Genomic DNA, 25,660 nt, shown 5'->3' on the forward strand with positions numbered 1-25,660 from the left:
ATACAGGGGTTTTTTATTGGTTGTCTGTTGATTATGCCATCACTGCGGCGGTTTTTTTGGCTCAAGGCTATCCTTGGGTTAGAGTCAATAAGAAAGAATTGGTATACTTCGCAAAAATAATAAAACTGACACCCAAGTCAGGACTCAGTGACTCTACCCAGTGCGCTTTCCAAAACCCGGCAGCCCACACCCCATTTTGGGGTCTTGACGGTGAGGCCCGTCGCTTTTCCAGGAAAGCTTTTACCAGTGTTGTAAACGGCTTAAGGCGACTTTCATGTTAGAACTGTTAGAACCTATCGCTATTTTCACTCATGTCGCCCGTGCCGGCAGCTTCAGTGCCGCGGCGCGCAGGCTTGGAATATCCAAATCCAAGGTCAGTACCCAGGTTGCCGATCTTGAACATAAACTCGGGATCCAGTTGATCCAGCGAACAACCCGTAGCTTAAGCCTCACCGAAGCCGGTAATCTGCTGTATGTGCAGGGGGAAGAACTGCTCCGGGATGCGGATCAGGCGGTGGCCAGTGTGCACAACCTCAATGATGCCACCCGAGGCGTGCTCAAGGTAGGGATCTCCCAGTCGTTCGGCACCATGCATATTATTCCGGCACTGCCCGAGTTTATGACCCGTCACCCGGATCTCGAGCTGCAGGTGAGCCTGTTGGACCATAAGGTTGATGTGGTCAGTGAAGGCCTGGATCTGCTGCTGACCATGTCAGAGCAACTGCCTCTGGGTATGGTGGCCCGCCCGTTGATGAAGTGTCAGTTCCTGCTGGTGGCTTCCCCCGGGTATGTTGCGGCCCACGGTATGCCGGCCCGTCCGGAGCAGCTGGTGGAGCACAACTGTTTGGTTTACCACGGTGAATGGCATGAGCACAGCGTCTGGCAATTCAAGAAGGGCGATGACTACTGTGAGATAGGGGTTTCGGGGAATTTCAGAGTCGACAATGCGCCGGCGCTCAAGTCTGCCGCTGTCAGTGGGCTTGGGGTGGTTTATCTCGCCAGTTATCTGCTGGAAGATGAAATAGAAAAAGGCACTCTGGTTCCTCTACTTCCCGATTGGCAACTGACCCATCATCTGCCGCTGCAGGCGGTTTATCCAAGACGTAAACACTTGGCTCCCAAGGTGAGTGCCTTTATCGAGTTCATTAAGGATCACATAGGTACACCACCCTATTGGGACAAAAAATACGCAGATCTGTTTGCCCTGCGCCAGGAAAAATAAAGAAATATCGTTCTTATAATAGAACAATGAAAAACACTCAAGTTCTGCTTGGGTGTTTTTTGTTTTTATATCATATAGATATTGAGATTTTGTTGGTTTTTTTATCGCTTTATTGTTTAGTGAATCCTAAAGGTTTTTAATAATCTTGTTGCAGTCTGTTCTGAAATCAATACAATGGTTGCAGTTGATTCGGGTGGAACCAACATACGGGTGTGCCGCGGGACTGACCCCTCCTGCTGTAGACTGCTTGGTTCAACACAGAGTGTTAAGCCCTTATCAATGCCGACCCAGGTTTTCGAACTAAAACAATGTCGGCCTTAAAACCATCATCCTGATTTTGGTTTACCCCGGCCCAGGTGGCCGGGGTATTTTTATGCCTGTTTTCAGGACGGAATCAAGCGCATAAAAAAGCCGCTCACGGGAGCGGCAGTTGATTCAATTTCAAGCCTGGCTTTGCGCGGCCACCCAGTCTTTTACTTCCTGCTCAAGTACATCCAGCGGCAAGGGGCCGTTTTGCAATACCAGGGTGTGGAAGGCGCGAATGTCGAAACGCTCACCCAGCGCCTCCTTGGCGTAGGCTCTAAGCGCAAGTATCTTGTTCATCCCCACCTTGTAAGCGGTTGCCTGCGAGGGCATAACTATGTGCCGCTCAACCATTTTTACTGCGTCAGATTCGGCATTGGGAGTGTTGTCCATGTAATAGGCTATGGCTTGCTCTCGAGTCCATTTCTTGGCATGGATCCCGGTATCTACCACCAAACGGCAGGAGCGCCATAGCTCCATCGCCAATCTGCCAAAATCTGAGTAAGGATCGCTGTAAAGCCCCATCTCCTTGGGGAAGTACTCACTGTAAAGGCCCCAGCCCTCGATATAAGCCGTGTAAGAGCCGAAGCGACGGAAGCTGGGAAGTCCTTCCAGTTCCTGGGCTATGGCTATCTGCATGTGATGCCCGGGGATCCCTTCATGGTAGGCCAGTGCCTCCATCTGGTATTTGGGCATAGCCATTATGTCATAGAGGTTGGCATAGTAAGTTCCCGGGCGACTGCCATCGGCCGAGGGCTGGTTGTAGAAAGCCTTGCCGGCAGACTTCTCCCTGAAGGCTTCCACCTGTTTGACTATCAAAGGCGCTTTGGGCTTTACCTTGAATACTTCATCCAGGCGCGAGTTCATGTTATCGATAAGGGCGGTGGCCTCTCTCAGGTAGGCCCGGCGGCCGGCGTCATTGTCCGGGAAGTAGAAGCCCTCATTCTGGCGCATAAACTTGAAGAAGGCTTTGAGATCGCCCTTGAAGCCAACTTTGTCCATGATGGCGCGCATTTCGCCGTGGATCCTGGCGACCTCGTCCAGTCCTAATTGATGAATGGTATCGGCGCTCATCTCTGTGGTGGTGGTATTGGCCAGGGCATTGTTATAGAAGGCGCTGCCGCTCGGGAATTTCCAGACTCCATCTCTACTGTCGGCCCGTTTTTCCAGGGTTTCGAGATAGGCAATCAGCTTTTGGTAAGCTGGCCTCAATTGTTCTTTGAGGGCGATGGTGGCTTGATCCAGCAGTTTATCTTGGGTGTCTTCATCCAGCTTGAGTTTTGCCAACTTGCTCTTGAAGTCGGCCCAGATGGCGCTGTCCGGCTCACCATCAAACGGCGCGCCATGAATAATATTGCGACTGTCTGAAAGTACGTGGGGGAATACGAATTTGGGGGCGATTATGCCTTCCTCGGCGCGAACCTCAAGGGCGGTAATCAGCTGCTCGAACAGCTCAGGAACCCCGGCTATACGGCTGATATAGGCGCGGGCATCGGCTTCGTCGGCTATCGAGTGTTGGTTTATCAACAATGAAGGCACCAGCGAGTGAATGCCGTACATCTGGTTGACCGGGTAGTTGTAGTGGCGGAACTTATCATCGCGGATCTGGCGTTGCAGCTTGGCGGTCAACAGCTCCAGGCTCAACTTGCTCTGTGAGTCCAACTTTGTCGGATCCAGTAGTGACAGGCGCTCAAGCTGCTGCTTGGCGCGAGCAAGCGCGGCATCATCGGCCGCATCTCCCAGTGAGTCCCATTTGCCGTAATCTGTCTTGATACCAAGAAAGGTCTGCCGCACCGGGCTGGCGGCGACATCTTCGTTGAAGATGGCTTCAAACAGGGCGTTGGCTTTGGCGGATTCGGCCTTGATGACCTCAGGAGCCAGGTTTGATGCTTGGTTACTCTGCCCGGAGACGGAGGCTTGGGCGAGAAGGGGATAACTGCTGCTTAAAACGGCGCCAAGGGCCAGCGTCAACAGACTTTTTCTTATGGTTATCGGCATGGACAACTTCCTTTTTGCTTGGCAATGGCAGGCCGGATGACGATGGCCCGAGTCAGGAAAGACGCACAGAAACCGCGACTGCTATGGCTCATTTGCGTCTAAAGAAGTTAATCCTAATGAAATACGGTAATTAAGTATTGGCGTAAATGTTAGAAAATATTTCCTCTTGCTGCTTTCGCTTTGGCAGTAGCAAGAGGAGGCTAATAAGAGATGGAGTTAACAAAACTGCGACAGCAGATCGTTGACGAACATATGCCCCTTGTTGGTGAGCTTCCAGTAACCGGGAGTGATCTCCACCAGCCCGCGCTCGGCGGCCTGCTGCATGCCTTTATCCAGGGTGTTGGCCGCAACGCCGGTGCGCGCTTCAAATTCGCTCCAGGGGATGGGGCTCATCAGTCGCAGCCTGTTCATCAGGTACTCCAGCGCCCTGTCTTCTGGCAGTACATAGCTCTCCTCAAACAGATAATCCTCTGTGGCTAAGTATCCCTTTGGATGTTTTATCTTTACCGTGCGTACTATGCGGTCCTGCTCCGGTAGCGTCAGCTTGCCGTGGGCGCCGCAACCAATTCCCAGATAATCACCGAACTCCCAATAGTTGAGGTTATGGCGGCACTGAAAACCGGGTTTGGCGTAGGCGGATATTTCATACTGCTGGTAGCCAAGGGCTGCAAGTCTTTGCTGGCCCTGTTCATAGATGTGCCAAAGCGCTTCATCGTCCGGCAGTTGCGGCGGGCGTGAATGAAACAGGGTATTGGGCTCTATGGTGAGCTGATACCAGGACAGGTGCGGAGGATTGAGCGCCGCCGCCGTGTCGATATCGGCCATGGCCTCTTCAAAGCTCTGGTTCGGCAGACCGTGCATCAGATCCAGGTTAAAGCTCTGGTATCCGGCTGCAGCAACGCCTTTGGCGGCGTTGACTGCTTCATCCTTGCCGTGAATTCGCCCCAGCAGGTTGAGCTTGTCTTTGGCAAAGCTCTGCACACCGATGGAGAGGCGAGTGACACCTGCGGCGCGGTAAGCGCTGAAGTCATCATGTTCCAGGGTGCCTGGGTTGGCCTCCATGGTGATCTCTATGTCATCGGCAAAGGGAATGCGCCGGTTCACGCAATGCAGCAGCCTGCCTATCTGGGCAGCATCGAACAGGGAGGGGGTGCCACCACCGATAAAGATGCTGTGCAGTTGCCGGCCTTGAACATAGTGCAGGTCGGCGTCGAGATCGCCAAGCAGGGCATCGACATACTCCTGCTGTGGCAGCTCACCCTGTTTTCCGTGAGAGTTGAAATCACAGTAAGGGCATTTCTGCACACACCAGGGAATATGAATATAGAGACTCAGCGGTGGCAGCGTCAGCATCAGCCGAGGATCCCCTGTTGTTTGAAGGCTTCAAGCAGCAATTTCAGCGCCTTGCCTCTGTGGCTGAGATGGTTCTTTTCATCACTGCTGAGCTCGGCGGCAGTTTGCTGGTAACCACAGGGAATGAATACGGGATCATAACCATGGCCATTGTCGCCCTTGGGTTCAAAACCTATTTCCCCTTCCCAAGCGGCCTGGCAGATGATGGGAGTCGGATCCTTGGCATGACGCATATACACAAGTACACACTGGAAACGGGCGGTACGGGGGGCCGGCGTTGCCTCTATGGCGCCAAGCAACTTGTTGTAGTTGCCTTCGGCCGTGGCGTTGGCGCCACTGTAACGGGCGGAGTAGATGCCGGGAGCGCCGTCCAGAGCATCAACTTCGAGGCCTGAGTCATCGGCAATAGCTGGCAGGCCGGTGATTTCGGCGGCATGGCGCGCCTTGATAATGGCATTTTCAACAAAAGTGGTGCCGGTTTCCGCCACTTCAGGCACGTCGAATTGGTTTTGTGGCAACACCTCAATATTGAAGGCGCTGAACATCTCGGCGAATTCTTTGAGTTTTCCCTTGTTGCCACTGGCAAGCACTATCTGTTTCATCTTGGATTCTCCTTATTTCGCAATGCCGGCAATAGTACCATTTTGCAAAAGAGTTTACTCACTCAGCGACAATGAAAAGGTGCGGAAGCAAGTAGAGCAGTGGAAGGTTTATCGGGGTCTGGACTACGTCAATCTTGTTTGAGCCCTAATGGCTGCTGTCGTTTCTCTAAGTCGGCGGTCAATACCCACTCGGGGCGGCCATAAAAAACGCCGCTCATTCGGCGGCGCTCTATTGACGGAATGTGCTGCTCAATCGACGTAGAATTTCTGTTTGAACGCCAGAGTGGTGTTGAGCTCGTTGCCGTGTTTTATCAGGATTTGAAAGTTAATCTCCTGATCGTCGCGATAGGGCACCTCGGCAATATAGTAGATGGCATCACCCTCGCGAATTTCGCGGAATTTCAACTGCATTCTGGCATCGATAAGATTGTTGGCCAGGCCGGATATCTCGACCGGTACTGCCGGATTGCCCTCTTCACTGGTATCCAATACGGCGATATTGATGATACCCGTGTAACGGCTGCGTTCTATGCCGTAGCTCTTGGCGATGGATGGCGTCAAAAAGGTGCTGCCCAGCGCCATATAGTGAATATCGAACTGGCCGACGGTCTGCTTCTGTTCGGCTTGGGCGACACCGGCCAGAGAGCCGAGACACAAAAGCAGGGTCAAAAATTTGCGCAACATAATGCTTTACCTGAGGTTAAGTGTGTTGAATTGATTATAGTCCCTTGTCTGCTGCCATGGCATCAGAGCAAGGCCTCGATTTCAGCGGGCAGTATCTTGGGCGCTTCAATACGCACCTGCTTGTGGCGGCCCAGTTCTCCCTTGACTATGGCTATCTGCCCCTTGGGCACCTTGAAGGCCTTGGACAGATATTTGGTCAGGTGGGCGTTGGCCTTGCCGTCCACAGGTGGCGCAGTAATGGCCACCTTGAACTCTTCACCATGTAGGCCAACCAGTTGATCCCGGCTGGCCTTGGGCTGGATATAGAGATTGAGCAGCAGATCCTGCTGCTCCCAGCTAACAGCTTTCATCAAGCGATGGCCCAGAAAGGAATCGTCTTGGCCAACAGTATGTTGACGAAATTCATCAATACCATCAGCACCAGCAGCGACAAGTCCAGCCCGCCCATGGGCGGCAGGAAGCGGCGAATGGGCGCCAGCAGTGGCTCGGTCAACTGCATCATCACATATTCAATCGGGTTGCGCCCCTGGCTGACCCAACTGAGGATAGCGCGAATGATCAGGATCCAAAACAGCAATACCCCGGCCTTTTTGAACAAGGACACCAGGGCAAACATCAAGGTTGCAACCAGGTTGAACGCCTGGCCCGCCATCAGGGTCAGCAAGAGTATTTTGACTACCACTACCAGCAGCGCCAGCACCACAGAGGCCGTATCCAGACTGCCTATGGAGGGCAGTATCCGCCGCATGGGCGCCACAATAGGGTGGGTGGCCTTGACGATAAACTGGCTGAAGGGGTTATAAAAATCTGCCCGCACCAGCTGCAGCCAGATCCTCAGTATGACTACCATAAAATAGAGGTCGAATACGACTGTAATCAGGTAAATCAATGCTTCATTCATGAAAAGTTTCGCCCTTGGGTCGTTTAGAATTCTTTGGCCATGGCTTCAGCCCTGGCAATGCAGTTATTCATTGCTTGCTTGATCAGTCCCTTGAGATCACCCCGTTGGAAGGTTTCCACCGCTTCATGGGTGGTACCGCCCTTGGAGGTGACATTCTGCCGCAGTTGGCCGGCGCTCAGCAGAGGATTTTGAATCACCATCTGTGAGGCCCCAAGAGCCGCCTGCTGCACCAGTAACCTGGCCTTGGATTCATCCAGCCCCAGCTCTTTGGCCGCATCCATCATGCCTTCCATAAACAGGAAAAAATAGGCCGGAGAGCTGCCTGCCAAGGCGATCACCAAATTGAGATCTGCTTCTTTGTCTACCCACAGGGTCTCGCCGCCACTGGCCATAATCTGCTGACAAAGATCTTTATCCGCCTGCTCAACCCCACTTGCGGCATAAAGGCCTGTCATGCCATAGCCAAGTTGGGTTGGGGTGTTGGGCATGGTGCGGATAAGCTTAATCTGCTGGCCGAAGTAGTCATTGTATCTGGTGGCCAGGATCCCTGCCGCTATGGTAATAAACAGCTTGTCGGCCAGCGGCAGTGTTGCCAGTTGCTCACACACCTGCTGCATCAGTTGCGGTTTGACCGACAGCACTATGATATCGGCCCAGTCACAGGCGGCTTGGTTGTCTGTGGTGGTGAGGATGCCGAAATCGCGCTTGAGGGCATCGAGTTTACCTGTGCTTGGGTTGCTGGCCTGGATCAATTCAGCCGGATAACCGCTGCCCACCAGCCCGCTGATGATACTGCGGCTCATATTGCCGGCGCCGATAAAACAGATTTTCTTTTGAGCCATGCTGTCCCCTGTCACTTGTGATTGGAGTGTATCCCGCATCGGGTTTGACCGTGCGGGAGATATTAGTATTTGGGCCAATACTATCAAAAACAAGGTCTCAGCGGCCAATCTCAGATCTTATTGACTGGTTTATCAGCCGTAGTTCCGCTCGCCGAAAATAGCGCTACCGACTCTGACCATGGTAGAGCCTTTGGCGATGGCGAGCTCAAGATCCTGACTCATACCCATGGACAGGGTATCCACCTGTGGAAACTTGAGCTTCAGTTCGGCAAATAGTTGCTGCATGTGCGACAGCTCCGCCTCAAGCCTTGGGCCTTCACCGGCACTGGGAATTGTCATCAGTCCCCTGAGTCTGAGGTTGGGCAATGAGTCCACCAGGCTTGCCAACTGAAACATCTCGCTCTGTGTTGCTATTCCTGCTTTGGAATTTTCACCCGAAACATTGATTTGGATGCAGATTTCCAGTGGTGGCATGCCTTCTGGGCGCTGCTCCGACAGGCGGCGGGCAATTTTTTCCCGCTCCAGGGTGTGCATCCAATGGAAGTGCTCGGCGACAATTCTTGATTTATTGGATTGCAGCGGGCCGATAAAGTGCCATTCTATATCGGGGCAGCGCTGCGCCAGTTCCATGGCTTTCTGTTGTCCCTCCTGGACATAGTTTTCGCCAAAGCAACGTTGCCCGGCGGCATAAGCTTGTTCAATGTCGGCGATCGGCTTGGTCTTGCTGACAGCCAGCAGCTTGATCTCGCTTGCATTTCGGGACGAAATTTGCGCCGCTTGAGCTATCCTGCGCTGGGCTAGCGCCAGTCTGTCTGCTATTGTTGTCATGATGTAAACTTTTTGGTTGAACGGATATCCCAAACTATGGAAATCACTGAATTATTGGCCTTTAGTGTAAAGCATAACGCTTCGGATCTGCACCTGTCGGCCGGTGTGCCTCCCATGATACGCGTCGACGGCGAGGTCAGAAAGATTAATGTCCCTGCGCTTGATCACCAAGGGGTTCACAGACTTGTCTACGACATAATGAATGACAAGCAGCGTAAGGATTATGAAGAGTTTCTGGAAATCGACTTTTCCTTTGAAGTTCCCAATCTGGCGCGTTTTCGTGTCAATGCCTTCAATCAGTCCCGCGGCGCCGCCGCGGTTTTTCGTACTATTCCCAGCGACATTTTGACTTTGGAACAACTGGGCGCGCCGGAAATCTTCAAGAAAATCGCTTCATATCCTCGCGGCCTGGTGCTGGTAACCGGCCCCACAGGTTCGGGTAAGAGTACCACCCTGGCGGCGATGATAGATTACGTCAATGAGAACCGCCACGATCATATTCTCACCATTGAAGACCCTATCGAATTCGTGCACCAAAACAAGCAATGCCTTATCAACCAGCGGGAAGTGCACCGCCATACCCACAGCTTTAACGCTGCCCTCAGAAGCGCCCTGCGTGAAGACCCCGATGTCATCCTGGTCGGTGAGATGCGGGATTTGGAAACCATACGCCTGGCGATGACCGCGGCAGAAACCGGCCACCTGGTGTTCGGTACCTTGCACACCACCTCGGCGGCCAAGACCATTGACCGTGTGGTTGACGTATTCCCCGCAGGCGAGAAGGACATGGTGCGTACCATGTTGTCTGAGTCGTTGCAGGCGGTTATCTCCCAGACCCTGATCAAGAAAGTTGGCGGCGGCCGGGTGGCGGCCCATGAGATCATGATGGGAACCCCGGCTATCCGAAACCTTATCCGTGAGGACAAGGTGGCACAGATGTATTCTGCTATCCAAACCGGTATGGCCCATGGCATGCAAACCTTGGAGCAGAGCCTGCAGAACCTGGTGAATCGCGGCTTGATCAGTCGGGAAGATGCCATGGCCAAGAGCTCCAACAAACAAGCAAATTTCTAAGGAGTTCCCATGGAAGTCAGACCTTTTCTCAAGGCTATGGTGGATCGCAAGGCCTCGGATCTCTTTATTACCGCTGCCTTTCCTCCCAGTGCCAAGGTGGACGGTGAACTCAGGCCCTTGGCGGAAAACGCCTTTACCCCGGCGCAGTCGCTGGAGTTTGTTGAGTCTTTGATGACGCCGGAGCAGAAAAAGGAGTTTCACGAGACCCGCGAATGTAACTTTGCCGTGGGCGCCAAAGAGCTGGGGCGTTTCCGGGTCAGTGCCTTCTGGCAACGGGAGTCGGCGGGCTGCGTGATGCGGCGTATCGAAACCAAGATCCCTACTGTGGAGCAGCTGTACCTGCCGCCCATTCTCAAAGACTTGGTAATGAGCAAGCGCGGATTGGTGATCATGGTCGGGGGAACCGGTACGGGTAAGTCCACCTCGCTGGCGGCACTTATCGGTTACCGTAATGCTAATGCTAGGGGACACATACTCACCATCGAAGATCCGGTGGAATTTGTTCACCAACACGGCAAGAGCATTATCACCCAGCGGGAAGTGGGTATAGATACCGAGTCGTTTGATGCGGCGCTCAAGAGCTCATTGCGCCAGGCGCCGGACGTTATCCTTATCGGTGAGATCCGTACCCAGGAAACCATGGAGTTTGCCCTGTCGTTCGCCGAAACCGGCCACTTGTGTATGGCAACCCTGCACGCCAACAACGCCAACCAGGCGCTGGATCGCATCATGCACCTGGTGCCAGAGAGTAAGCACCAACAACTGCTATTTGACCTGTCGCTTAACTTGCGCGGTATTGTGGCCCAGCAGTTGGTGCCCAAGGTGGACGGCAGCGGCCGGCGCGCCGCCATCGAAGTGCTGATCAACACCCCCAGGGTGGCCAGTCTTATTCAAAAGAACGAACTGCACGTGCTCAAGGATACCATGGCCAAGTCCAACGAGCAGGGGATGCAAACCTTCGACCAGGCGTTGTTCAAGCTCTACTGTGAAGGGGAGATCAGCTACGCCGATGCACTGCATCATGCCGACTCGCCAAACGACCTGCGACTCATGATTAAACTCCACAGCAATGACACCGGCAACTCAGGTTTCATGGAGGGAGTTACCCTGGATATGGATTAGTGGGAAAGCACTGCAAAAGGCGTCGGAATGACGCCTTTTTTGTTTGTATTGAGTGGATTGTTCGAAAAAGAGCTATCTTTTTGTTATTGTGTTGCGCCTGTTTTGTGAAAAGGATGGAAGGGGAATGCAATTGCAGCAAACCACTTTATTTTCAGCTTTGGGTCTGGCTCTGGCCGGTTGTTTCACTCTGCCGGCCGCGGCCGTGCCGGTTTCCGACGAGCTGGATATCGGCGGGGCGGTACGAGTCAACTATGGCTGGAAAGACTATGATGACGATGCCAAGTTGGAGTTCGAGCTGTTTCGCGCCGATGTCAAATACGATAACGGAGAACTGTTCGCGTCGGCTCAGTACCGCTGGTATCAGGATCAGGATGTGATCCAGCATGCCTTCTTTGGCTATCGCTTTTCAGAAAACTCGGACATTCGCCTCGGGGTCACCCAGGTGCCTTTCGGTTTGCTGCCCTATGCGGCTCATTCCTTCTGGTTCGGCGCGACTTATTATCTCGGCTTTGAAGACGACTATGATGCTGGTATTCACTGGCAGTACAACAAGGACGGCTGGCGCTACGATCTCGCCTGGTTTGCCAATGATGAATATGGCGACGGTAGCCGCTTCAAGCGCTATTCCTTCGATGTCGCCACCACAGAAAACGCCCCCTATGAAGAGGCAGGGCAGTTTAACGCCAGAGTCGAGCGCAGCCTGAAGTCCGGTGAGTTTGCCCATAAACTGGGCGCTTCTGTGCAATATAGCCGTTTGGACTACAAGCCAATGGCCGGCGCCGTTGCCGGTGAAGACACAGATGGCTTGGCGGTAGCAGCCCATTGGCAAATGGATTGGCACGCCTGGCAGACTCAGGTGCAGTATCTGCATTATGACTATGACATGCCAGGCGAGCGTTTGGCACTGTCGGCCTTTGCCTACCCGTTTGAGATAGCGACCGAGGCCGATGTGCTCACATTTAACCTTTCGCGCACCATAGATGTTGATTGGGGCCCTATCACTCAGCTCAACTGTTATAACGACTACAGCCAGGTATTTGCCTCGGGTACCGGGTTGGATGATTCGGTGCAGAATGTCACAGGATGCGCCATCAGCGCCGGTAAGTTTTACTCCTACGTGGACTGGATCGCCGGTAAAAACATGTGGTTTGTCAACGGCCCCGGCATAGGTATTGCCGAAGGCGACAGCAGCTGGCATTCAAGGCTGAATATCAATGTTGGCTTCTACTTTTAACGGCTGAAGCTGGTAAGAATAAAAACAAATGGAGGTGTTATGGTGAAGGTGTTCAAGCCCTTGGCAAGATTGAATTTAACCGGGCCTGCATTGAAGAGGCTGGCTTTTACAGCATTGGCTTTAGCGCCCACGGCGGCTGTTGCCGGTCAGTGCCCCGATTACCTCAATATCAAGTTGAGAAAGCTCCATTCCCAGGAGTCTGTCGACCTATGTGAACTCACCCAAGGTAAACCTGTGCTTCTGGTCAATACCGCCAGCAATTGTGGTTTTACGCCTCAATTCAAAGCGCTTGAAGCCCTGCATAAGGACTACCGCGAGCGCGGGCTGGTGGTGATAGGTTTCCCATCCGATGACTTCTTCCAGGAAGAAAACGAAGAGAAAGATACCGCCAAGGTGTGCTACATCAACTATGGCGTGACCTTTACCATGGTGGCTACCTCTGCGGTTCGTGGCAGTGATGTGAACCCGGTATTTGCCTATCTGGGGCAGCAGGCCGGCGCGCCCAAGTGGAACTTCTACAAGTACCTGGTCAGTGGCGACGGTAAACAGGTGCAGAGCTTTAACTCCAGAGTCAAACCCGATAGTGATGAATTGATCAAAGCGATTGAATCTGTGCTTTAATATCTGACTTATTCGTTTTCTATCTGAGGTGATTTTGGCTAAGTTTATCGGTCTTGATAAAGACAAGGGCCACGCCGGGCGTGGTAAAACCGGGATATTGCTGTTGAATCTGGGGACGCCGGACGCACCGACACCCGCGGCGGTGCGGCGTTATCTGGCCGAATTTCTCTCCGATCCCAGGGTGGTGGAGATCCCCAAGGCGCTGTGGAAGCTTATTCTCCATGGCATTATTCTCAGGGTCAGGCCGGCCAAATCGGCGGCCCTTTACCGTGAGGTGTGGACTGATAAGGGCTCGCCACTGATGGATATCAGTGAGCGCCAGACCCAGGCCTTGGCAGAAAAACTCAAGGCCGAAGGCGTTGAAGCCGAAGTTGCCTTGGCGATGCGTTACGGCAACCCGGCGGTGGGCGATGTGCTCAAACGCCTGCACAATCAAGGGGTCGATAAACTGGTTGTGCTGCCGCTCTATCCTCAATATGCCGGCCCTACCACGGGCTCTGCATTTGATGCCATAGCCAAAGAGTTGACTCAATGGCGTTACCTGCCGTCGCTGCACTTTATCCATACCTACCACGATAATCCGCTGTTTATCGAGGCGCTGGCCGAGTCCATCGAAGTAGACTTTGCCCAACACGGCAAACCGCAGAAATTGGTGCTGTCGTACCATGGTATGCCGGAGCGGAATCTCAAGCTGGGCGACCCTTACTACTGCTTCTGTATCAAGACCTCAAGATTGTTGGTCGAGCGTCTTGGGCTGGCAGAGGATGATGTGATCAGTAGCTTCCAGTCCCGTTTCGGCAAGGCCAAATGGCTGGGCCCTTACACGGATGAAACCATGATGGCTCTGCCAAAGCAGGGGATCACAGATGTAGCCGTTGCCTGTCCTGCATTCAGCGCCGACTGCCTGGAAACTCTGGAGGAGATTGCCGGGCAGAACCGTGAGTTTTTCGAACAGGCCGGTGGTAAGTCATTCCGCTATATAGCGGCGCTCAACGACAGACCGCGCCATATAGAGATGATGGCGGAGTTGGTTCGTCCCTATCTGTAAGCGCTCGTCCCCCTATCCAGGGCTGCAGTCCGGCAGCCCTGCCAACAATATTTGACACTGCCGCTGTTTGCGGATCGCTTCGCTGCCCTTGTTGCCTGCCACGCTATGCCTTAGCTTGGCAAGTTGAATGTTAATTTATGGTTAACAATACAAGAATAAGGATAAGGCATCATGGATCGCGAGCAGATATATGCCAGCATGGCCGGAGAGGGTCGACTGGATTATGAAAAGTACCTCAATACTCCCAAATTGCTCAGCTGCCAGAAGCCCTATGAGCAACTGTGTAACGCCGATGAGTTGCAGTTTCAAATAGTGCATCAGTCGGAGGAGTTGTGGATGAAGCTCATCTGTTACACCCTGCTGGAGATTGATGAGCGTATGGCCGCAGGGGAGACCTTCAAGGTGTTGACCCTGTTTTCCAGGGTACATAAGGCGATGGGGTTTCTTATCGAGCAACTGAGTATTCTCGACACTATGTCTATCAAGGATTATCAGGCCATTCGGCTGCAACTGGGCAACGGCAGCGGTCAGGAATCACCGGGATTCAAAACCCTGTTGCAGCTTTATAAGCCGCTGTGGCTCACCTTTGAGCGAGTCTACCTTGAGCAAAAGGGGCTGACGGTCGAGCAGATATACAACAGTGAATACAGTCACGATGAAAGCTATATGGTGGCCGAGGCCATGATAGAGTACGACCAGCTGTTTCAGCACTTCCGTTACCATCACATCAAACTCATCCACAGAAGCATAGGCATAGACAGCATGTCACTGAAGGGGCGCAGCACTGAAATCCTCAACTCAGGTATGAAGATGCAGTTTTTCCCTAAACTATGGCAAATTCGCGGTCAGATGACAGATATCTGGGGCGGTGTTTACGGTGTCAAACGCGACTCGATTGCCGACTGAGGAGCCTGGAATGTCGTTGAAATCGCGTTTTCATCTGCCCGAAGGGCACTATTTTTTGTCCCACTCTGTGGGCGCCATGCCAAAGGGCTGCGAAGTTGCGGTCAGCGAGTTTCTCGGCGCCTGGAAACATCAAGGCGGTGACGCCTGGCCTGTGTGGCTCGAGGGGGTTGAGCTGTTTTTGCAGCAACTTGCGGCTTTGACCCGAGTTCCCGCCAGTGGCTTTTGCCCGCAGCTGAATCTCTCTTCGGCTTTATCCAAGCTGGTCGGCGCCCTGCCGAATGCCAAGCCCGGTCAGCGGATCTTGGCCACCGAACTGGATTTCCCCTCCATGGGGTTTGTACTGCAACAGGCCGAGAAGAAGGGCTACCGCCTGCAGCTGCTTGAGCCGCAAGCCGGGCTGGTGTCTTTGAGTCAGTGGCAACAGGCCTTGGGAGAGGATGTGGCGCTGGCCTTTATCACCCATGCCATTTCTGAAACCGGTCAGTTACAGTCTGTGAGTGAAATTTGCGCTCTGGCCCGAAGCTTAGGAGTAATGACTGTGGTGGACATTGCCCAGTCTCTCGGAGTTATACCGATAGATTTGGGGCAGTGGCAGGCTGATGCTGTCTTGGGTTCCTGCGTTAAATGGTGTTGTGCTGGCCCGGGGGCGGCCTTTTTATGGCTCAGCGATAAGTTGGCCCAGACGCTGGAGCCTGTGGATCTGGGATGGTTCTCCCATGAGGCGCCGTTTGAGTTCGATATCCATGATTTTCGCTATGCCAAGGGAGCAAAAAGGTTTTGGGGGGGCACACCTTCCATATTGCCTTACATGCTGGCAGCGGCGTCACTACAGCAGCTCCGCGCTTTCGGCGATAGTCAAATTTATCAACACAACCAGCGTCTGGGGCAGGGGATCCTGGATTGTGCCCTGAGTCATGAACTCAAGGTGGTAACGCCCAATATCAGCGGCGAGCGCAGTGGCACTGTGGTAGTCGATTTCGCCGATAGGCAGGCGGCGCAGCAAGTGTTCAACAGACTGGGGATCAAGACAGACTTGCGCCCAAGATTTGGCTTTCGCTTTTCGCCGCATATCTATACCGATGGTGAGGATATGGAGGTTTTACTGCAGGGGCTCAGACAGTTGGCCGGCAAAAGGCCCTGATAGCTTGGGGGCAGGATCTAGGGCCGATTCAGATGAGACTCATTCCTGAGGAAGCCGAAATAAGATTGGACCAGCTGCGGCTTAAACTCCCCGGGGGTCTTTAAGCCGCAGAGGTTTCAGTACTGGTTCTCGAAATAGCTTTCGATGATCAGCACAGCAGAGACGGCATCGATCTGGCCCTTGGTCAGCGCCTTGAAGCCACCGAGTTCAAATAATCTGGCCTTGGCATCGGCCGTGGTCAGGCGTTCATCCTGGGTGGCTACCTTGACACCGAAACGCCCGGCAATACGGTTGGCAAACTTACGGGCTCTCTGGGTCATCTCTTGCTCTGTGCCATCCATATTGAGTGGCAGTCCCACCACCACGAGATCCGGTTGCCATTCTTCGATTAAAGCCGCTATCTGCTGCCAATCGGGAATACCATCCATTGCCTTGATGGATGTCAGTGGGCTGGCACTGCCGGTCAACTGCTGACCTATGGCTATGCCTATGCTCTTGGTGCCGAAATCGAAGCCCAGTACGGTTTTTGCTGTCATTTTGCCTCTGTAATCAAGCGTGTCCCATCTGGCTGGACATTTGCCAGATATCGAATCCCAGTGATTGGGTGGCCTTGAGCCAACGATGCTCATGGGGAGTATTGAACAGTATCTCGGGTGTGGCGGGAATGGTCAGCCAGCTGTTTTCCGCCAGTTCCTGCTCCAGCTGGTGGCGGCTCCAACCAGCGTATCCCAGCGCCACCAGAAAATGCTCCGGCGCCTTTGAGGTGCCAAGAGAGGTGAGAATATCCCGTGAGCTGGTCAACATTATCTCGTCATTTATGGCAGTGCTGTTGGCCCAATAGGGTTGACTGCTGTGCAGCACAAAGCCCCGCTCCGGGTTGACCGGACCGCCTACCAGAACGCTGTTGTCTATTGAAGGCTTGAGAGATACCTCTTCTGCCAGCTCCATCTGCAGCAGTAACTCATCGACCTCAATGCCTATGGGACGATTGACCATGAGTCCCATGGCGCCCTGGCTGTCGTGCTCGCACACATAGATGAGCGAACGCTCGAAGAAAGTATCATCGAGCGAAGGCATGGCGATAAGAAAATGATTTTGCAAACTGTCCATCATACTGCTCCTGGTACTTGTTGCCTGTCAGCCGCCGGCCAGCTTCACCTTGTAGCCCAGCTTCTCCAGCAGGCCCTGGAGTTGCTCACGATTGTCGGTCTGAATCTCGATGTCGAACGCTTTTACCGTGCCGCCGCAACCGCACTGCTTCTTGAGTTTTTGCGCCAGATCTTTCAGCGCCTTGGCGTCCAGTCCCAGCCCCTTGATTACTGAAACACCTTTGCCTTTGCGGCCCTTGCTGTCCTTGTGGATCCGGACGATACCATCGGATGTCGGGACTGTAGCTTGTTCCTTGGGCTGGCTAATACGGCCTTTGTCGGTACTGTATACCAAACTGACATTGGGATCTGTTTTCATTGTTGATGCTGATCTATGGCTTATGGGCGCAGTCTAGCAGATTTAGCCTAAGCGCCCAATGGCTTGCTCCAAGCCGCTGAAATCAAAAAAAAGCCACCATTAAGGTGGCTGGTAAAAAACTGAAATTGTGCAGGGAACAATATCAGCCACCGGCTTGGACGCCGGCAATCACAAGAAGATGTCAGGAAAGCAGTATTCCGCCAAGCACTGCCACCACAGATAAAAAGGCGCAGGGCAGCATCAGTATTCTTAGCTTGGGCAACAGTAGTGTCAGTGTCGTCAGGACGAAGCCGAAAGCGGCCAGATCAAAAGGTGAAATCTGTTGCTCGACCAATCTGGCACCGAGCCAACCGAGAATGAGCAGCGGCAGGATAAGCAAACGCCTGGCTTGATTGATGCTGCCTATTCCGGCCAGTTCCTGCGCCTGTTGCAGCAGAGAATTTCGAGTCAGCAAAACGCCACTGGCAATAATAAAGAATGCGAGATACCAAAGCATGAGTCATTCACCATTTAATCTATATGATAATCATTATCATTTGGTGCTATACTGAAGTCAAGCTGAATCGGTAAACTAAATTTTGTTAAATTCGGTTGTAGAGCAGAAGATTGAAATGTAAGCTGATTTCATGGGTTTTTATGGCCGTTTCCTGGCCTGGGTAAACGAGGAAATTTCGATGAAGTATCTGATAACAGCCGCAATGGCACTGATGCTAAGTGCTTGCAGTACACTGAATACTGGCTGGGATTATGACCCGGGTGTGAACTTCAGCCAGTACAAGAGTTATGCCTGGGTGGAAAAGCAATCCGAAGACACCAGCTATCATCTGGATGGTTTGATGGATCAGCGAGTACGTGATGCCTTGGATCGGCAGTTGGCACAAAAGGGCCTGCAGATTGCTACCAAGGAAAACGCCGATATCCTGGTTAACTATCTGACCAAGGTAGACAAGAAAATCAATGTCGACACTTTCAACACCAACTATGGTTACAACCCATATTGGGGGCCGGGTTGGGGCTGGGGTGGCAATATGCAGACCCAAACCACAGTACGCGAATATGAAGTCGGTACCTTGATTGTGGATCTGGTCGACGCCAAGTCCGGCAAGCTCATCTGGCGTGGCTCAGTGGCTGACACTATTCGCGATAGCGATACTCCGCAAAAGCGTATTGCCAAGGTTAACGAGGCGGTAGCCAGTGTAATGAGCAACTTCCCGCCCAAGGTGGAAAAATAACCTCTGATCCACGCGGGCACATTGTGGGAATTCAACATTGGAATAAAGCGGCATAAAGCCGCTTTATTGTTTTTTAAGCAGTTCACGCAGTAGTTGCCGCATTCTGACATTGACTCTGGACACCTGACTGGCCGATGACTGGAGTACATCCACATTGGCCTGCCAGCCGCCTACTTCAAAATCCAGCTTTACGGCCTGTAATTCCCCCTTACTCATTGCTTCCTGAGCCAAAGGCCTTGGCAGCAGTGCCCAACCAAACCCTTGTTTGGCCAGCTCCAACAGGACGTAATAGTTGTCGGCAAACCAAACATCCGGCGAGTGCACCTGATCGAACCAGAAATTACTCGAGTATTTGCTGCCTATGACCAGTTGTCTGTGCAGTTTGAGAATATCCGTATGCATGGCACGTATCTCGGCCAAGGGGTGTTTGGGGCTGACCAGTAACTCAAAAGTCACAGTGCCTATGGTTTCAAAGTCCAGGGTTTCGGGGTAAACCGGTTCACTAAACAGCAGGCCCACAGTGGCTTTGCCTTCCTTGACCAGAGCAATCACATCTTTGCTAGAGGCGCACAGCAAACTCAGGCAAATTTGCGGAAACTCCTGTTCCAGTTGCCTGAGCAGATCGCCGAGGCGGTTGTAGGGGATCCCTTCATCAACCGCCAAAATCACTTCCATTGATGTGTCACTGCCCAAACCGGATACCTGTTGAGCCAATCTGCGGTGCTGCGCCAACACGGCTTTGGCGTAGGGCAACAGGTGATGCCCAGCCGCGGTCAATTGGGGATAACGACCGCTGCGGTCAAAGAGTTGCAGCCCGGTATCCAGCTCCAGATTCATTATCTGCTGGCTAATACCGGATTGCACTTTACCCAGTTGTCTGGCGGCGGCTGAAAAGGAGCCCGTCTCGACACTGGCGACAAAAGCTTCCAATTGTTCTGTGGTTAACATATCACTATTGGTGATGGTATCTAACTTTTAAGTATCTTGATGATAGATGATAATCCGCGGCCTGTTAATCAGAATGGAAATAAGCATGACTACTCAAGAACGTATTTTTCAGGCACTGCTATTCGAAGCCATAGCCCTTATTCTATTAATCCCGGTTGCCTCCTGGGCCACAGGCAGCGCAGTGGGCACCATGGCAGGCGTGAGTGTTTTCTTAAGTTTGTGTGCCATTGTGTGGAACTACTTGTACAACCTGGGGTTTGACCGGCTTTATGGCAATAACCGTGATGCCCGTGGTATTGGGCTCAGGTTATTGCATACCCTGGGATTTGAAGGTGGACTCATTCTGGTGACGGTTCCCGCTATTGCCTGGGCGCTGGAAACCAGCTTGCTCAACGCTTTCTTTATCGAAGCCGGTATTCTGGTGTTCTTCTTTTGCTACAACCCCTTGTTTAACTGGTTCTATGACAGTTTGTGGCTCAAGTATGTCGGCCCATATCAGCAAGGTGTTAAACAATAAAATGCTGTTCCGTTAATTCATTCACTAATTGTCATCAACCAATAATGGTTTGTCTTGGTTAAAAATACGGATATCTATACAATGTGTCTCTGAAAAACTGTGACTTGAGTCATCAAAGCTTCAATGTTGATTGTGGATTATTCTCTGCAGTGACACAGTCGATACTATGGCTTAAATGAGCGGGGAGAGCCGAGTGATAAGTGGTTGGCGAGTGACTTTAGGCTTGGCATTATTGTTGTTGAGTTGGGGCGTGTTTGCCTGGGGTGACTCAGACGGTGATGGCGTCCCTGATAACAAAGATGCCTGTCCCGGAACTCAGACACTGATACCAGTGAGTGCCAATGGTTGTGTCTTGGACAAGGCCTTTTCTCTGACGGATATCTGTCTGCCAACAACTGCTGCCGGTGCCTATCCTGCAGGTTGCGGCATCGCTGAACCTGTCAGGCTATATTTCGACTTGGGCTCGGCGCAGATACCTCTGGCGCAGTGGCCGCAACTGGCCAAAATGAAAGTTTTTCTAGAGCAATACAATGTAAACCTGAGTATTGAAGGGCATGCCGATATCAGCGGTTCGGATGCCATAAATCAACCTTTATCTGCAGCCCGGGCCGAAAGTGCTAAAGCAATATTGATTAAGGATTATGGTTTTCCGGCGGCGCGATTCAGTACTCGTGGATATGGCAGTAAGCAGCCTGCCGCTGATAATACCAATGTCTCAGGCCGCAGCCTTAACCGCAGGGTTGAGTTTGTGGTCGATTTACCTAAGTAATTTAAACAAGGTGTTAAAGGGAGTTTTATGATGGAAAATCTCGAAGGGCTATTGCAACAGGCGCCTGAGTTAATAGCAGCCTACGGCATCAAGATATTGCTTGCCATTGTTATTTTCTTTGTCGGTAAATATCTGTCTAATGTGGCCAAGAAGGTTACGGCTAAAGTATTGAGCAAACGCAAGATAGACCAAACCGTGGTTTCTTTTGTGGCCAATATGGCTTGGGCAGTGGTGTTTGTGTTCACGGTTATCGCTACTTTGGGGCAGATTGGAATTCAGACCGCGTCTCTGGTTGCGGTTCTCGGTGCCGCTGGTTTGGCCGTGGGTTTAGCGCTGCAAGGCTCACTATCTAACTTTGCCGCCGGGGTCTTGATGGTTCTGTTCCGCCCTTGCCGCGTGGGAGATTATATTGAAGCTGCTGGTGTTGCCGGTACTGTCGATGAAATCACTATCTTTTCAACTCGTCTGAAAACCCCGGATAACAAGGTCATCATAGTGCCCAACTCCACTATCATGAACGGTAGCATCACCAACTACTCGGCTATGGACAAGCGCCGCATCGATCTGGTGATCGGGGTTTCTTACGATGCAGATATCCGTCATACCAAGCAGATACTGACTAGCATTCTCGATAACCATGAAAAAGTACTGAAAGAGCCTGGTTATACAGTCGGTCTGCACACCTTGGCTGACTCTTCGGTTAACTATGTGGTTCGCCCTTGGGTGAAGTCCGCTGATTACTGGGGGGTCTACTTCGAACTGATGGAGCAGATTAAACAGTCTCTGGACGAAAACGGCATTGGCATTCCATATCCTCAGATGGATCTGCATGTCAAAGAGCTGCCTTCCAAGTAAGTTCAGCTTTGGACAAAGACCGGCAGATGCCGGTCTTTTTTTACCTGTATTCTGACAATGGGTTATATTAGCCAGGATGAATTTGAACCAGAATTGATGGAGAAAACTATGTTGAAACTGACAAAGTGGAGCGCCGTGTGTGTATTGGCCTTGGCGAGCGCCTCGGCTATGGCGACAGAAGGGAAAGTGGCAGCCGAAGTCAAAATGGGCGGCCAGAGTGTCACCTTGATGGGTAGGTTGCCCGAGCTTAACCAGCTTGCACCAGGGTTTAAGGTGGTGGATGACAAGTTTGCCCCAGTGACTTTAAGTGACTTCAAGGGTAAGACTGTACTTATCAGCGCGGTTCCCAGTCTGGATACCGGCGTCTGTGCCCTGCAGACCAAGAGATTCAATAAGGAGTTCAGCAAGTTTGATGATTCAGTGATCATGTTGACCGTCAGTGAGGACTTACCCTTTGCCCAGAAACGTTTCTGCAAGGTGGAGAATGTCGATAAAATCAAGGTATTATCAGACTCAGTCTGGCGTGATTTTGGTAATAAATATGGTTTGTTGATCCCTAACCGAGGCTTGCTGGCCAGAGCGATATTTATTATAGATGCCAATGGCCAGCTCAAGTACCGTGAGCTGGTGGCAGATGTGTCTCACCATCCTGATTACGACGCGGCGCTCAAGGCCTTGAGCGAAATCAGCAAGGGCTGAATGTGAAAACGCCTGCTTGTGTGCCGGCGTTTTCAGTTTTAGAGGGTGACTCTGCTCACTTAGTCCAGATGTGGATCTGAGCCGGTTTGGTAGTCGAAGGTTGGCATGGCCCAGTGATACTTGATGGCCAGCATCCGCAAACTGAAACCCAGAGTGAGACACAGGCTGAGATTGATCCATTCGGCCAGTTGCCACTGTGACAAAAATACATAGAGCCCGGCAGTGATGATGGAGATCACTGCGTACAGCTCCTTGCGAAAGATCAGCGGCATCTGATTACAGAGAATGTCGCGAATAATACCGCCGAAAACCCCGGTAACCACCCCCATTACCACAGCCACTACGGGACTGAAACCCAGCAGCAGGGTCTTTTGGGCTCCGACAATGGAAAACACAGCCAGGCCAAGGGCATCGATTGCCAGAAACAGCTTTGACAGGTAACGCATTACAGGGGCAATTATCACAGTCAGCAGAGAAGCAAAGCCGATAGCCACCAGATAATGCCAGTTTTCTACCCAGATCAGCGGGTAGTTACCCAATAGCATGTCTCTGAGCGTGCCGCCGCCTATGGCGGTGGCGCACCCCACAATTACCACGCCAAAGAGATCCATCTGTTTTTTACCCGCCGCCAATGCGCCGGTCATTGCTTCGGCCAGTACACCAATCAGCCAAAGTATGGCGATAAACTGAGCTTCTTGCATAATATTCGCATCAAAATAACAAAGGATCAGAATTCTGCCGGAAAATACCGCAGTTTAATAGTGATTTTATTTAAATTTTTGGATTAGTTATATTTATGGTTGATTGGTGTTTTTTGTGCATTACTTGTGTATTTTTATGATTTTAAATGGTTTTGTTATTTATCTGGCATGAGGATTACTGATTGATATGTGTGCTTGTCTTTCTCTCGTTTTGTTTGGGCTGTTTGGATGTGTCAGTTTGGTAAAAAGTCCAGTTATTTAGCTTTGCCCTCTTGGTGCTGTACAGTCAAGCCGAGCGGCGCTAGAGTGTTTTGGCCCCATGTATCTTAATGCGGGGCAACTGGATGTGATATGGGGGAGAGATGATAGATTTCAGAAGCGATACCGTGACCCAACCTACTGCCGCAATGCGCCAGGCCATGGCGGCCGCGCAGGTGGGCGATGACGTCTACGGCGATGACCCGACGGTTAACCGCCTGGAAGCCATGGCCGCCGAGATGTTCGGCTTTGACAGTGCCTTGTTTACCAGCTCGGGCACTCAGGCCAACCTGTTGGCACTCATGTCCCATTGCGAGCGGGGTGATGAATACCTGTGTGGCCAACACGCCCACAATTACAAGTTTGAAGGCGGTGGCGCGGCCGTGTTAGGCAGTGTTCAGCCTCAACCACTGAATAATCAGGCCGACGGCAGCATAGCGCTCGAAGATATTCGTGCTGCCATCAAACCCGATGATTTTCACTTTGCCCGCACTCGTCTATTAAGCCTGGAAAACACCATAGGCGGAAAGGTATTGCCACAGGAATATCTGGCCAGGGCGCAGCAGCTGGCCTTCAATCACGGTTTGAAAATCCATCTCGATGGTGCCAGGGTGGCCAATGCCGCCGTGGCGCAAGGACTGGAGATAGCCGATATAACCCAATATTTCGACTCGGTATCCATCTGTCTCTCCAAGGGGTTGGCGGCGCCGGTTGGCTCTTTATTACTCGGGGATGAGCGGCTTATTCATAAGGCGCGTCGCTGGCGGAAGATGTTGGGTGGCGGGATGCGCCAGGCCGGGATCCTGGCTGCTGCAGCTGAGCTGGCCTTGACTGAGCAGGTGGCGCGTTTGGCGGAAGATCACGCTAATGCCAAGGCTTTAGCCGAAGGTTTGAGTCAGTTGGATGAGCTGGCACTGGATATGAGCCAGGTACAAACCAATATGGTGTTTGCCACTTTGGCCGATGCAGTGGATATTGAAGCTCTGGTCAAAGGCTTGTTGCAGGAAGGAGTTCGTATCAGCGGCGCTCGGCAACTACGCCTGGTGACTCACAAAGATATCAGCGCTGCCGATATCGATAAGACTTTGCAGGCTTTCAAGCGGGTGCTCAGCCAGGTTTGAACACGGTCCATTACGGTGCAGCAGGAGTGATCCTGGTGCATCGCAATGGCATTTATGAACACAAGTGTGGTGTAACTTATTGAATTATATTGATTGAATGTTTGGCGTCCAATTTGCTTTAGTTCAAGTGAGAATTCCAATCACAGGCGAATGCGAGGACGCAAACATGAAATACTACAGTCGGCGTTTGGTTAAACACGAACATCTCAACCCGGCGGGAGCCTTGTTCGGTGGACAGTTGATGAGCTGGATCGATGAGGAAGCGGCCATCTTCGCCGCATGCCAGATGAAGAGTGTCAGCCATGTGACCAAGCTTATCTCGGAAATCAACTTTATGACCCCGGCCAAGCTTGGGGATGTGATTGAATTTGGCCTTGAGCTTATCAGCCTGGGGCATACTTCCATCACCATTCGCTGCGAAGTGCGCAATAAACTGAATTTGGCGCCTATTGTCAGCATTGACAAGATGGTCTTCGTCAATGTGAATGAAGCCGGCTTGCCCGTGCCTCACGGTATGCGGGCCAATGCCGCCTGATAACTCTGATGTTTGAATGCGCTTGCCGACCAGGCTGAGCTTTGCCCGGTTGGCTGGCGCGCTCAGTCTTTCAATTCTTCCTTGACCGATTTGGCGGCATCACGGGAGGCGTGGCCGATTTCACGGGTCACATCCCGGGTGGTGTGGCCTATCTCCTTGGTCACGTCTCTGGTGGTATGGCCTATGGTACGGCCGGTTTCCTTGAGCTCGGCACAGGCGCCAAGACTGAGTAATGCAGCAAGAAGCAGTAATGTTTTCATCATTTTATCCTTATAGCTTGCCGGTCAGTTGAGCGTATTTAACCAGCAATTCGTCTTGGGTTTCCTGATGTTCGGGATCCTTGTCGATACAGTCTATAGGGCAGACAGAAACACAGGTTGGGTTGTCGTAGTGGCCAACACATTCGGTGCAGCGCGCAGGATCTATCTCATAGATCTCTTCACCCATAGTGATGGCTTGATTGGGGCACTCTGGCTCACACATGTCGCAGTTAATGCAGCTGTCATCAATGATTAAGGCCATTGCCTTGTATTACCTCGGAATTACTTATCCTGCCGAGCAGGTTTTCGGTCAACGCTTGGTGCACAAAACAGTAGCAGGTGCTGCCCAAACTAAGTCATAGCACAGATTTTATCACAGGGCCTGTGCCTGTGAGCAACACTATTAGTGTGAGCCGGGC

31 protein-coding genes are annotated in these 25,660 nt (G+C 52.2%); 15 read left to right on the plus strand and 16 right to left on the minus strand.

Going from position 1 to position 25,660, the window contains the following annotated elements:
• Nucleotides 1–274: 274 nt before the first annotated feature.
• Nucleotides 275–1,222: a LysR family transcriptional regulator gene (locus N512_RS0100355; RefSeq protein WP_025009469.1), complete on the plus strand. Its 948-nt coding sequence runs from the start codon at nucleotides 275–277 to the stop codon at nucleotides 1,220–1,222.
• Between the two features lie 441 nt (nucleotides 1,223–1,663).
• Here N512_RS0100355 and N512_RS0100360 read toward each other — a convergent pair whose 3' ends face one another.
• From N512_RS0100360 to N512_RS0100395, 8 genes are all read right to left on the minus strand, one after another.
• Nucleotides 1,664–3,523 (minus strand): DUF885 domain-containing protein, encoded by a 1,860-nt coding sequence (locus N512_RS0100360; protein WP_028779020.1) that lies wholly within the window; start codon nucleotides 3,521–3,523, stop codon nucleotides 1,664–1,666.
• Nucleotides 3,524–3,739: 216 nt separating this feature from the next.
• Nucleotides 3,740–4,876, minus strand: a complete 1,137-nt coding sequence (gene hemW, locus N512_RS0100365; RefSeq protein ID WP_028779021.1) for a radical SAM family heme chaperone HemW — start codon at nucleotides 4,874–4,876, stop codon at nucleotides 3,740–3,742.
• Complete coding sequence (rdgB, locus tag N512_RS0100370) at nucleotides 4,876–5,478, minus strand: RdgB/HAM1 family non-canonical purine NTP pyrophosphatase (protein ID WP_028779022.1); 603 nt, start codon at nucleotides 5,476–5,478, stop codon at nucleotides 4,876–4,878. Before rdgB ends, hemW begins: the two co-directional genes overlap by 1 nt.
• A 249-nt stretch (nucleotides 5,479–5,727) precedes the next feature.
• Nucleotides 5,728–6,162, minus strand: coding sequence for a DUF4426 domain-containing protein (locus tag N512_RS0100375; protein WP_025887551.1), 435 nt, complete (start codon nucleotides 6,160–6,162; stop codon nucleotides 5,728–5,730).
• Nucleotides 6,163–6,224: 62 nt separating this feature from the next.
• A complete protein-coding gene (gene yggU / locus N512_RS0100380) occupies nucleotides 6,225–6,512 on the minus strand; it encodes a DUF167 family protein YggU (RefSeq protein ID WP_037467122.1) in 288 nt (95 codons plus the stop codon).
• On the minus strand, nucleotides 6,512–7,063 hold the full coding sequence (locus N512_RS0100385; RefSeq protein WP_025887553.1) for a YggT family protein: 552 nt from the start codon (nucleotides 7,061–7,063) through the stop codon (nucleotides 6,512–6,514). Before N512_RS0100385 ends, yggU begins: the two co-directional genes overlap by 1 nt.
• Nucleotides 7,064–7,086: 23 nt before the next feature.
• Nucleotides 7,087–7,905, minus strand: coding sequence for a pyrroline-5-carboxylate reductase (gene proC / locus N512_RS0100390; RefSeq protein ID WP_028779023.1), 819 nt, complete (start codon nucleotides 7,903–7,905; stop codon nucleotides 7,087–7,089).
• 132 nt (nucleotides 7,906–8,037) lie between these two features.
• On the minus strand, nucleotides 8,038–8,733 hold the full coding sequence (locus N512_RS0100395) for a YggS family pyridoxal phosphate-dependent enzyme (protein WP_028779024.1): 696 nt from the start codon (nucleotides 8,731–8,733) through the stop codon (nucleotides 8,038–8,040).
• Between the two features lie 36 nt (nucleotides 8,734–8,769).
• Between N512_RS0100395 and N512_RS0100400 the strand changes: the two genes are divergently transcribed.
• The 7 genes from N512_RS0100400 to N512_RS0100430 all read left to right on the plus strand — a co-directional run bounded on the left by N512_RS0100400 (nucleotide 8,770) and on the right by N512_RS0100430 (nucleotide 15,879).
• Nucleotides 8,770–9,807, plus strand: coding sequence for a type IV pilus twitching motility protein PilT (locus N512_RS0100400; protein WP_025009461.1), 1,038 nt, complete (start codon nucleotides 8,770–8,772; stop codon nucleotides 9,805–9,807).
• Nucleotides 9,808–9,816: 9 nt separating this feature from the next.
• On the plus strand, nucleotides 9,817–10,929 hold the full coding sequence (locus N512_RS0100405; RefSeq protein WP_025887558.1) for a PilT/PilU family type 4a pilus ATPase: 1,113 nt from the start codon (nucleotides 9,817–9,819) through the stop codon (nucleotides 10,927–10,929).
• A 124-nt stretch (nucleotides 10,930–11,053) separates the two neighbouring features.
• Complete coding sequence (locus N512_RS0100410; protein ID WP_028779025.1) at nucleotides 11,054–12,163, plus strand: hypothetical protein; 1,110 nt, start codon at nucleotides 11,054–11,056, stop codon at nucleotides 12,161–12,163.
• Between the two features lie 39 nt (nucleotides 12,164–12,202).
• Nucleotides 12,203–12,784: a glutathione peroxidase gene (locus tag N512_RS0100415; protein ID WP_081737044.1), complete on the plus strand. Its 582-nt coding sequence runs from the start codon at nucleotides 12,203–12,205 to the stop codon at nucleotides 12,782–12,784.
• A 34-nt stretch (nucleotides 12,785–12,818) separates the two neighbouring features.
• Nucleotides 12,819–13,832 (plus strand): ferrochelatase, encoded by a 1,014-nt coding sequence (hemH, locus tag N512_RS0100420; protein ID WP_025009459.1) that lies wholly within the window; start codon nucleotides 12,819–12,821, stop codon nucleotides 13,830–13,832.
• 171 nt (nucleotides 13,833–14,003) lie between these two features.
• Nucleotides 14,004–14,738 (plus strand): tryptophan 2,3-dioxygenase family protein, encoded by a 735-nt coding sequence (locus tag N512_RS0100425; RefSeq protein ID WP_028779027.1) that lies wholly within the window; start codon nucleotides 14,004–14,006, stop codon nucleotides 14,736–14,738.
• Between the two features lie 10 nt (nucleotides 14,739–14,748).
• A complete protein-coding gene (locus N512_RS0100430; protein ID WP_028779028.1) occupies nucleotides 14,749–15,879 on the plus strand; it encodes an aminotransferase class V-fold PLP-dependent enzyme in 1,131 nt (376 codons plus the stop codon).
• Nucleotides 15,880–15,995: 116 nt separating this feature from the next.
• Here N512_RS0100430 and ruvX read toward each other — a convergent pair whose 3' ends face one another.
• From ruvX to N512_RS21870, 4 genes are all read right to left on the minus strand, one after another.
• Nucleotides 15,996–16,415 (minus strand): Holliday junction resolvase RuvX, encoded by a 420-nt coding sequence (ruvX, locus tag N512_RS0100435; protein ID WP_028779029.1) that lies wholly within the window; start codon nucleotides 16,413–16,415, stop codon nucleotides 15,996–15,998.
• A 13-nt stretch (nucleotides 16,416–16,428) separates the two neighbouring features.
• Complete coding sequence (locus N512_RS0100440) at nucleotides 16,429–16,989, minus strand: YqgE/AlgH family protein (protein ID WP_028779030.1); 561 nt, start codon at nucleotides 16,987–16,989, stop codon at nucleotides 16,429–16,431.
• Between the two features lie 27 nt (nucleotides 16,990–17,016).
• On the minus strand, nucleotides 17,017–17,346 hold the full coding sequence (yciH, locus tag N512_RS0100445; RefSeq protein WP_025887568.1) for a stress response translation initiation inhibitor YciH: 330 nt from the start codon (nucleotides 17,344–17,346) through the stop codon (nucleotides 17,017–17,019).
• Nucleotides 17,347–17,527: 181 nt separating this feature from the next.
• Entirely contained in the window at nucleotides 17,528–17,842 is a 315-nt protein-coding gene (locus N512_RS21870; protein ID WP_037473761.1) for a hypothetical protein, read from the minus strand.
• Nucleotides 17,843–18,020: 178 nt separating this feature from the next.
• Here N512_RS21870 and N512_RS0100455 point away from each other — a divergent pair, with 178 nt between their 5' ends.
• Nucleotides 18,021–18,578, plus strand: a complete 558-nt coding sequence (locus N512_RS0100455; RefSeq protein WP_025009455.1) for a DUF4136 domain-containing protein — start codon at nucleotides 18,021–18,023, stop codon at nucleotides 18,576–18,578.
• Nucleotides 18,579–18,641: 63 nt separating this feature from the next.
• Here the strand turns inward: N512_RS0100455 and N512_RS0100460 are convergent, their stop codons facing one another.
• Nucleotides 18,642–19,526, minus strand: coding sequence for a LysR family transcriptional regulator (locus N512_RS0100460; RefSeq protein ID WP_028779031.1), 885 nt, complete (start codon nucleotides 19,524–19,526; stop codon nucleotides 18,642–18,644).
• A gap of 85 nt (nucleotides 19,527–19,611) precedes the next feature.
• On the opposite strand from N512_RS0100460, the gene N512_RS0100465 reads away from it, so the two are divergent.
• The 4 genes from N512_RS0100465 to tpx all read left to right on the plus strand — a co-directional run bounded on the left by N512_RS0100465 (nucleotide 19,612) and on the right by tpx (nucleotide 22,366).
• Entirely contained in the window at nucleotides 19,612–20,043 is a 432-nt protein-coding gene (locus N512_RS0100465) for a PACE efflux transporter (protein WP_028779032.1), read from the plus strand.
• A gap of 193 nt (nucleotides 20,044–20,236) precedes the next feature.
• Nucleotides 20,237–20,812, plus strand: a complete 576-nt coding sequence (locus tag N512_RS0100470; protein WP_037473763.1) for an OmpA family protein — start codon at nucleotides 20,237–20,239, stop codon at nucleotides 20,810–20,812.
• A gap of 30 nt (nucleotides 20,813–20,842) precedes the next feature.
• On the plus strand, nucleotides 20,843–21,667 hold the full coding sequence (locus N512_RS0100475; protein WP_028779034.1) for a mechanosensitive ion channel family protein: 825 nt from the start codon (nucleotides 20,843–20,845) through the stop codon (nucleotides 21,665–21,667).
• A gap of 108 nt (nucleotides 21,668–21,775) precedes the next feature.
• Entirely contained in the window at nucleotides 21,776–22,366 is a 591-nt protein-coding gene (gene tpx / locus N512_RS0100480; RefSeq protein ID WP_028779035.1) for a thiol peroxidase, read from the plus strand.
• Nucleotides 22,367–22,425: 59 nt separating this feature from the next.
• Here the strand turns inward: tpx and N512_RS0100485 are convergent, their stop codons facing one another.
• A complete protein-coding gene (locus tag N512_RS0100485) occupies nucleotides 22,426–23,067 on the minus strand; it encodes a trimeric intracellular cation channel family protein (protein ID WP_025887582.1) in 642 nt (213 codons plus the stop codon).
• Between the two features lie 362 nt (nucleotides 23,068–23,429).
• Between N512_RS0100485 and ltaE the strand changes: the two genes are divergently transcribed.
• Both ltaE and N512_RS0100495 read left to right on the plus strand, forming a co-directional pair.
• The gene (gene ltaE, locus N512_RS0100490) at nucleotides 23,430–24,446 is read left to right on the plus strand and encodes a low-specificity L-threonine aldolase (protein WP_028779036.1); all 1,017 of its coding nucleotides are present in this window, start codon (nucleotides 23,430–23,432) and stop codon (nucleotides 24,444–24,446) included.
• 166 nt (nucleotides 24,447–24,612) lie between these two features.
• Nucleotides 24,613–24,981 (plus strand): acyl-CoA thioesterase, encoded by a 369-nt coding sequence (locus tag N512_RS0100495; protein WP_025009448.1) that lies wholly within the window; start codon nucleotides 24,613–24,615, stop codon nucleotides 24,979–24,981.
• 62 nt (nucleotides 24,982–25,043) lie between these two features.
• Here N512_RS0100495 and N512_RS0100500 read toward each other — a convergent pair whose 3' ends face one another.
• Together N512_RS0100500 and N512_RS0100505 are read right to left on the minus strand one after the other, a co-directional pair.
• Nucleotides 25,044–25,244, minus strand: coding sequence for a hypothetical protein (locus tag N512_RS0100500; RefSeq protein ID WP_025009447.1), 201 nt, complete (start codon nucleotides 25,242–25,244; stop codon nucleotides 25,044–25,046).
• Nucleotides 25,245–25,251: 7 nt separating this feature from the next.
• On the minus strand, nucleotides 25,252–25,503 hold the full coding sequence (locus N512_RS0100505) for a YfhL family 4Fe-4S dicluster ferredoxin (RefSeq protein WP_028779037.1): 252 nt from the start codon (nucleotides 25,501–25,503) through the stop codon (nucleotides 25,252–25,254).
• Nucleotides 25,504–25,660: the final 157 nt, after the last annotated feature.

The organism is Shewanella sp. 38A_GOM-205m, from assembly GCF_000518445.1.
GTDB lineage: Bacteria > Pseudomonadota > Gammaproteobacteria > Enterobacterales > Shewanellaceae > Shewanella > Shewanella algae.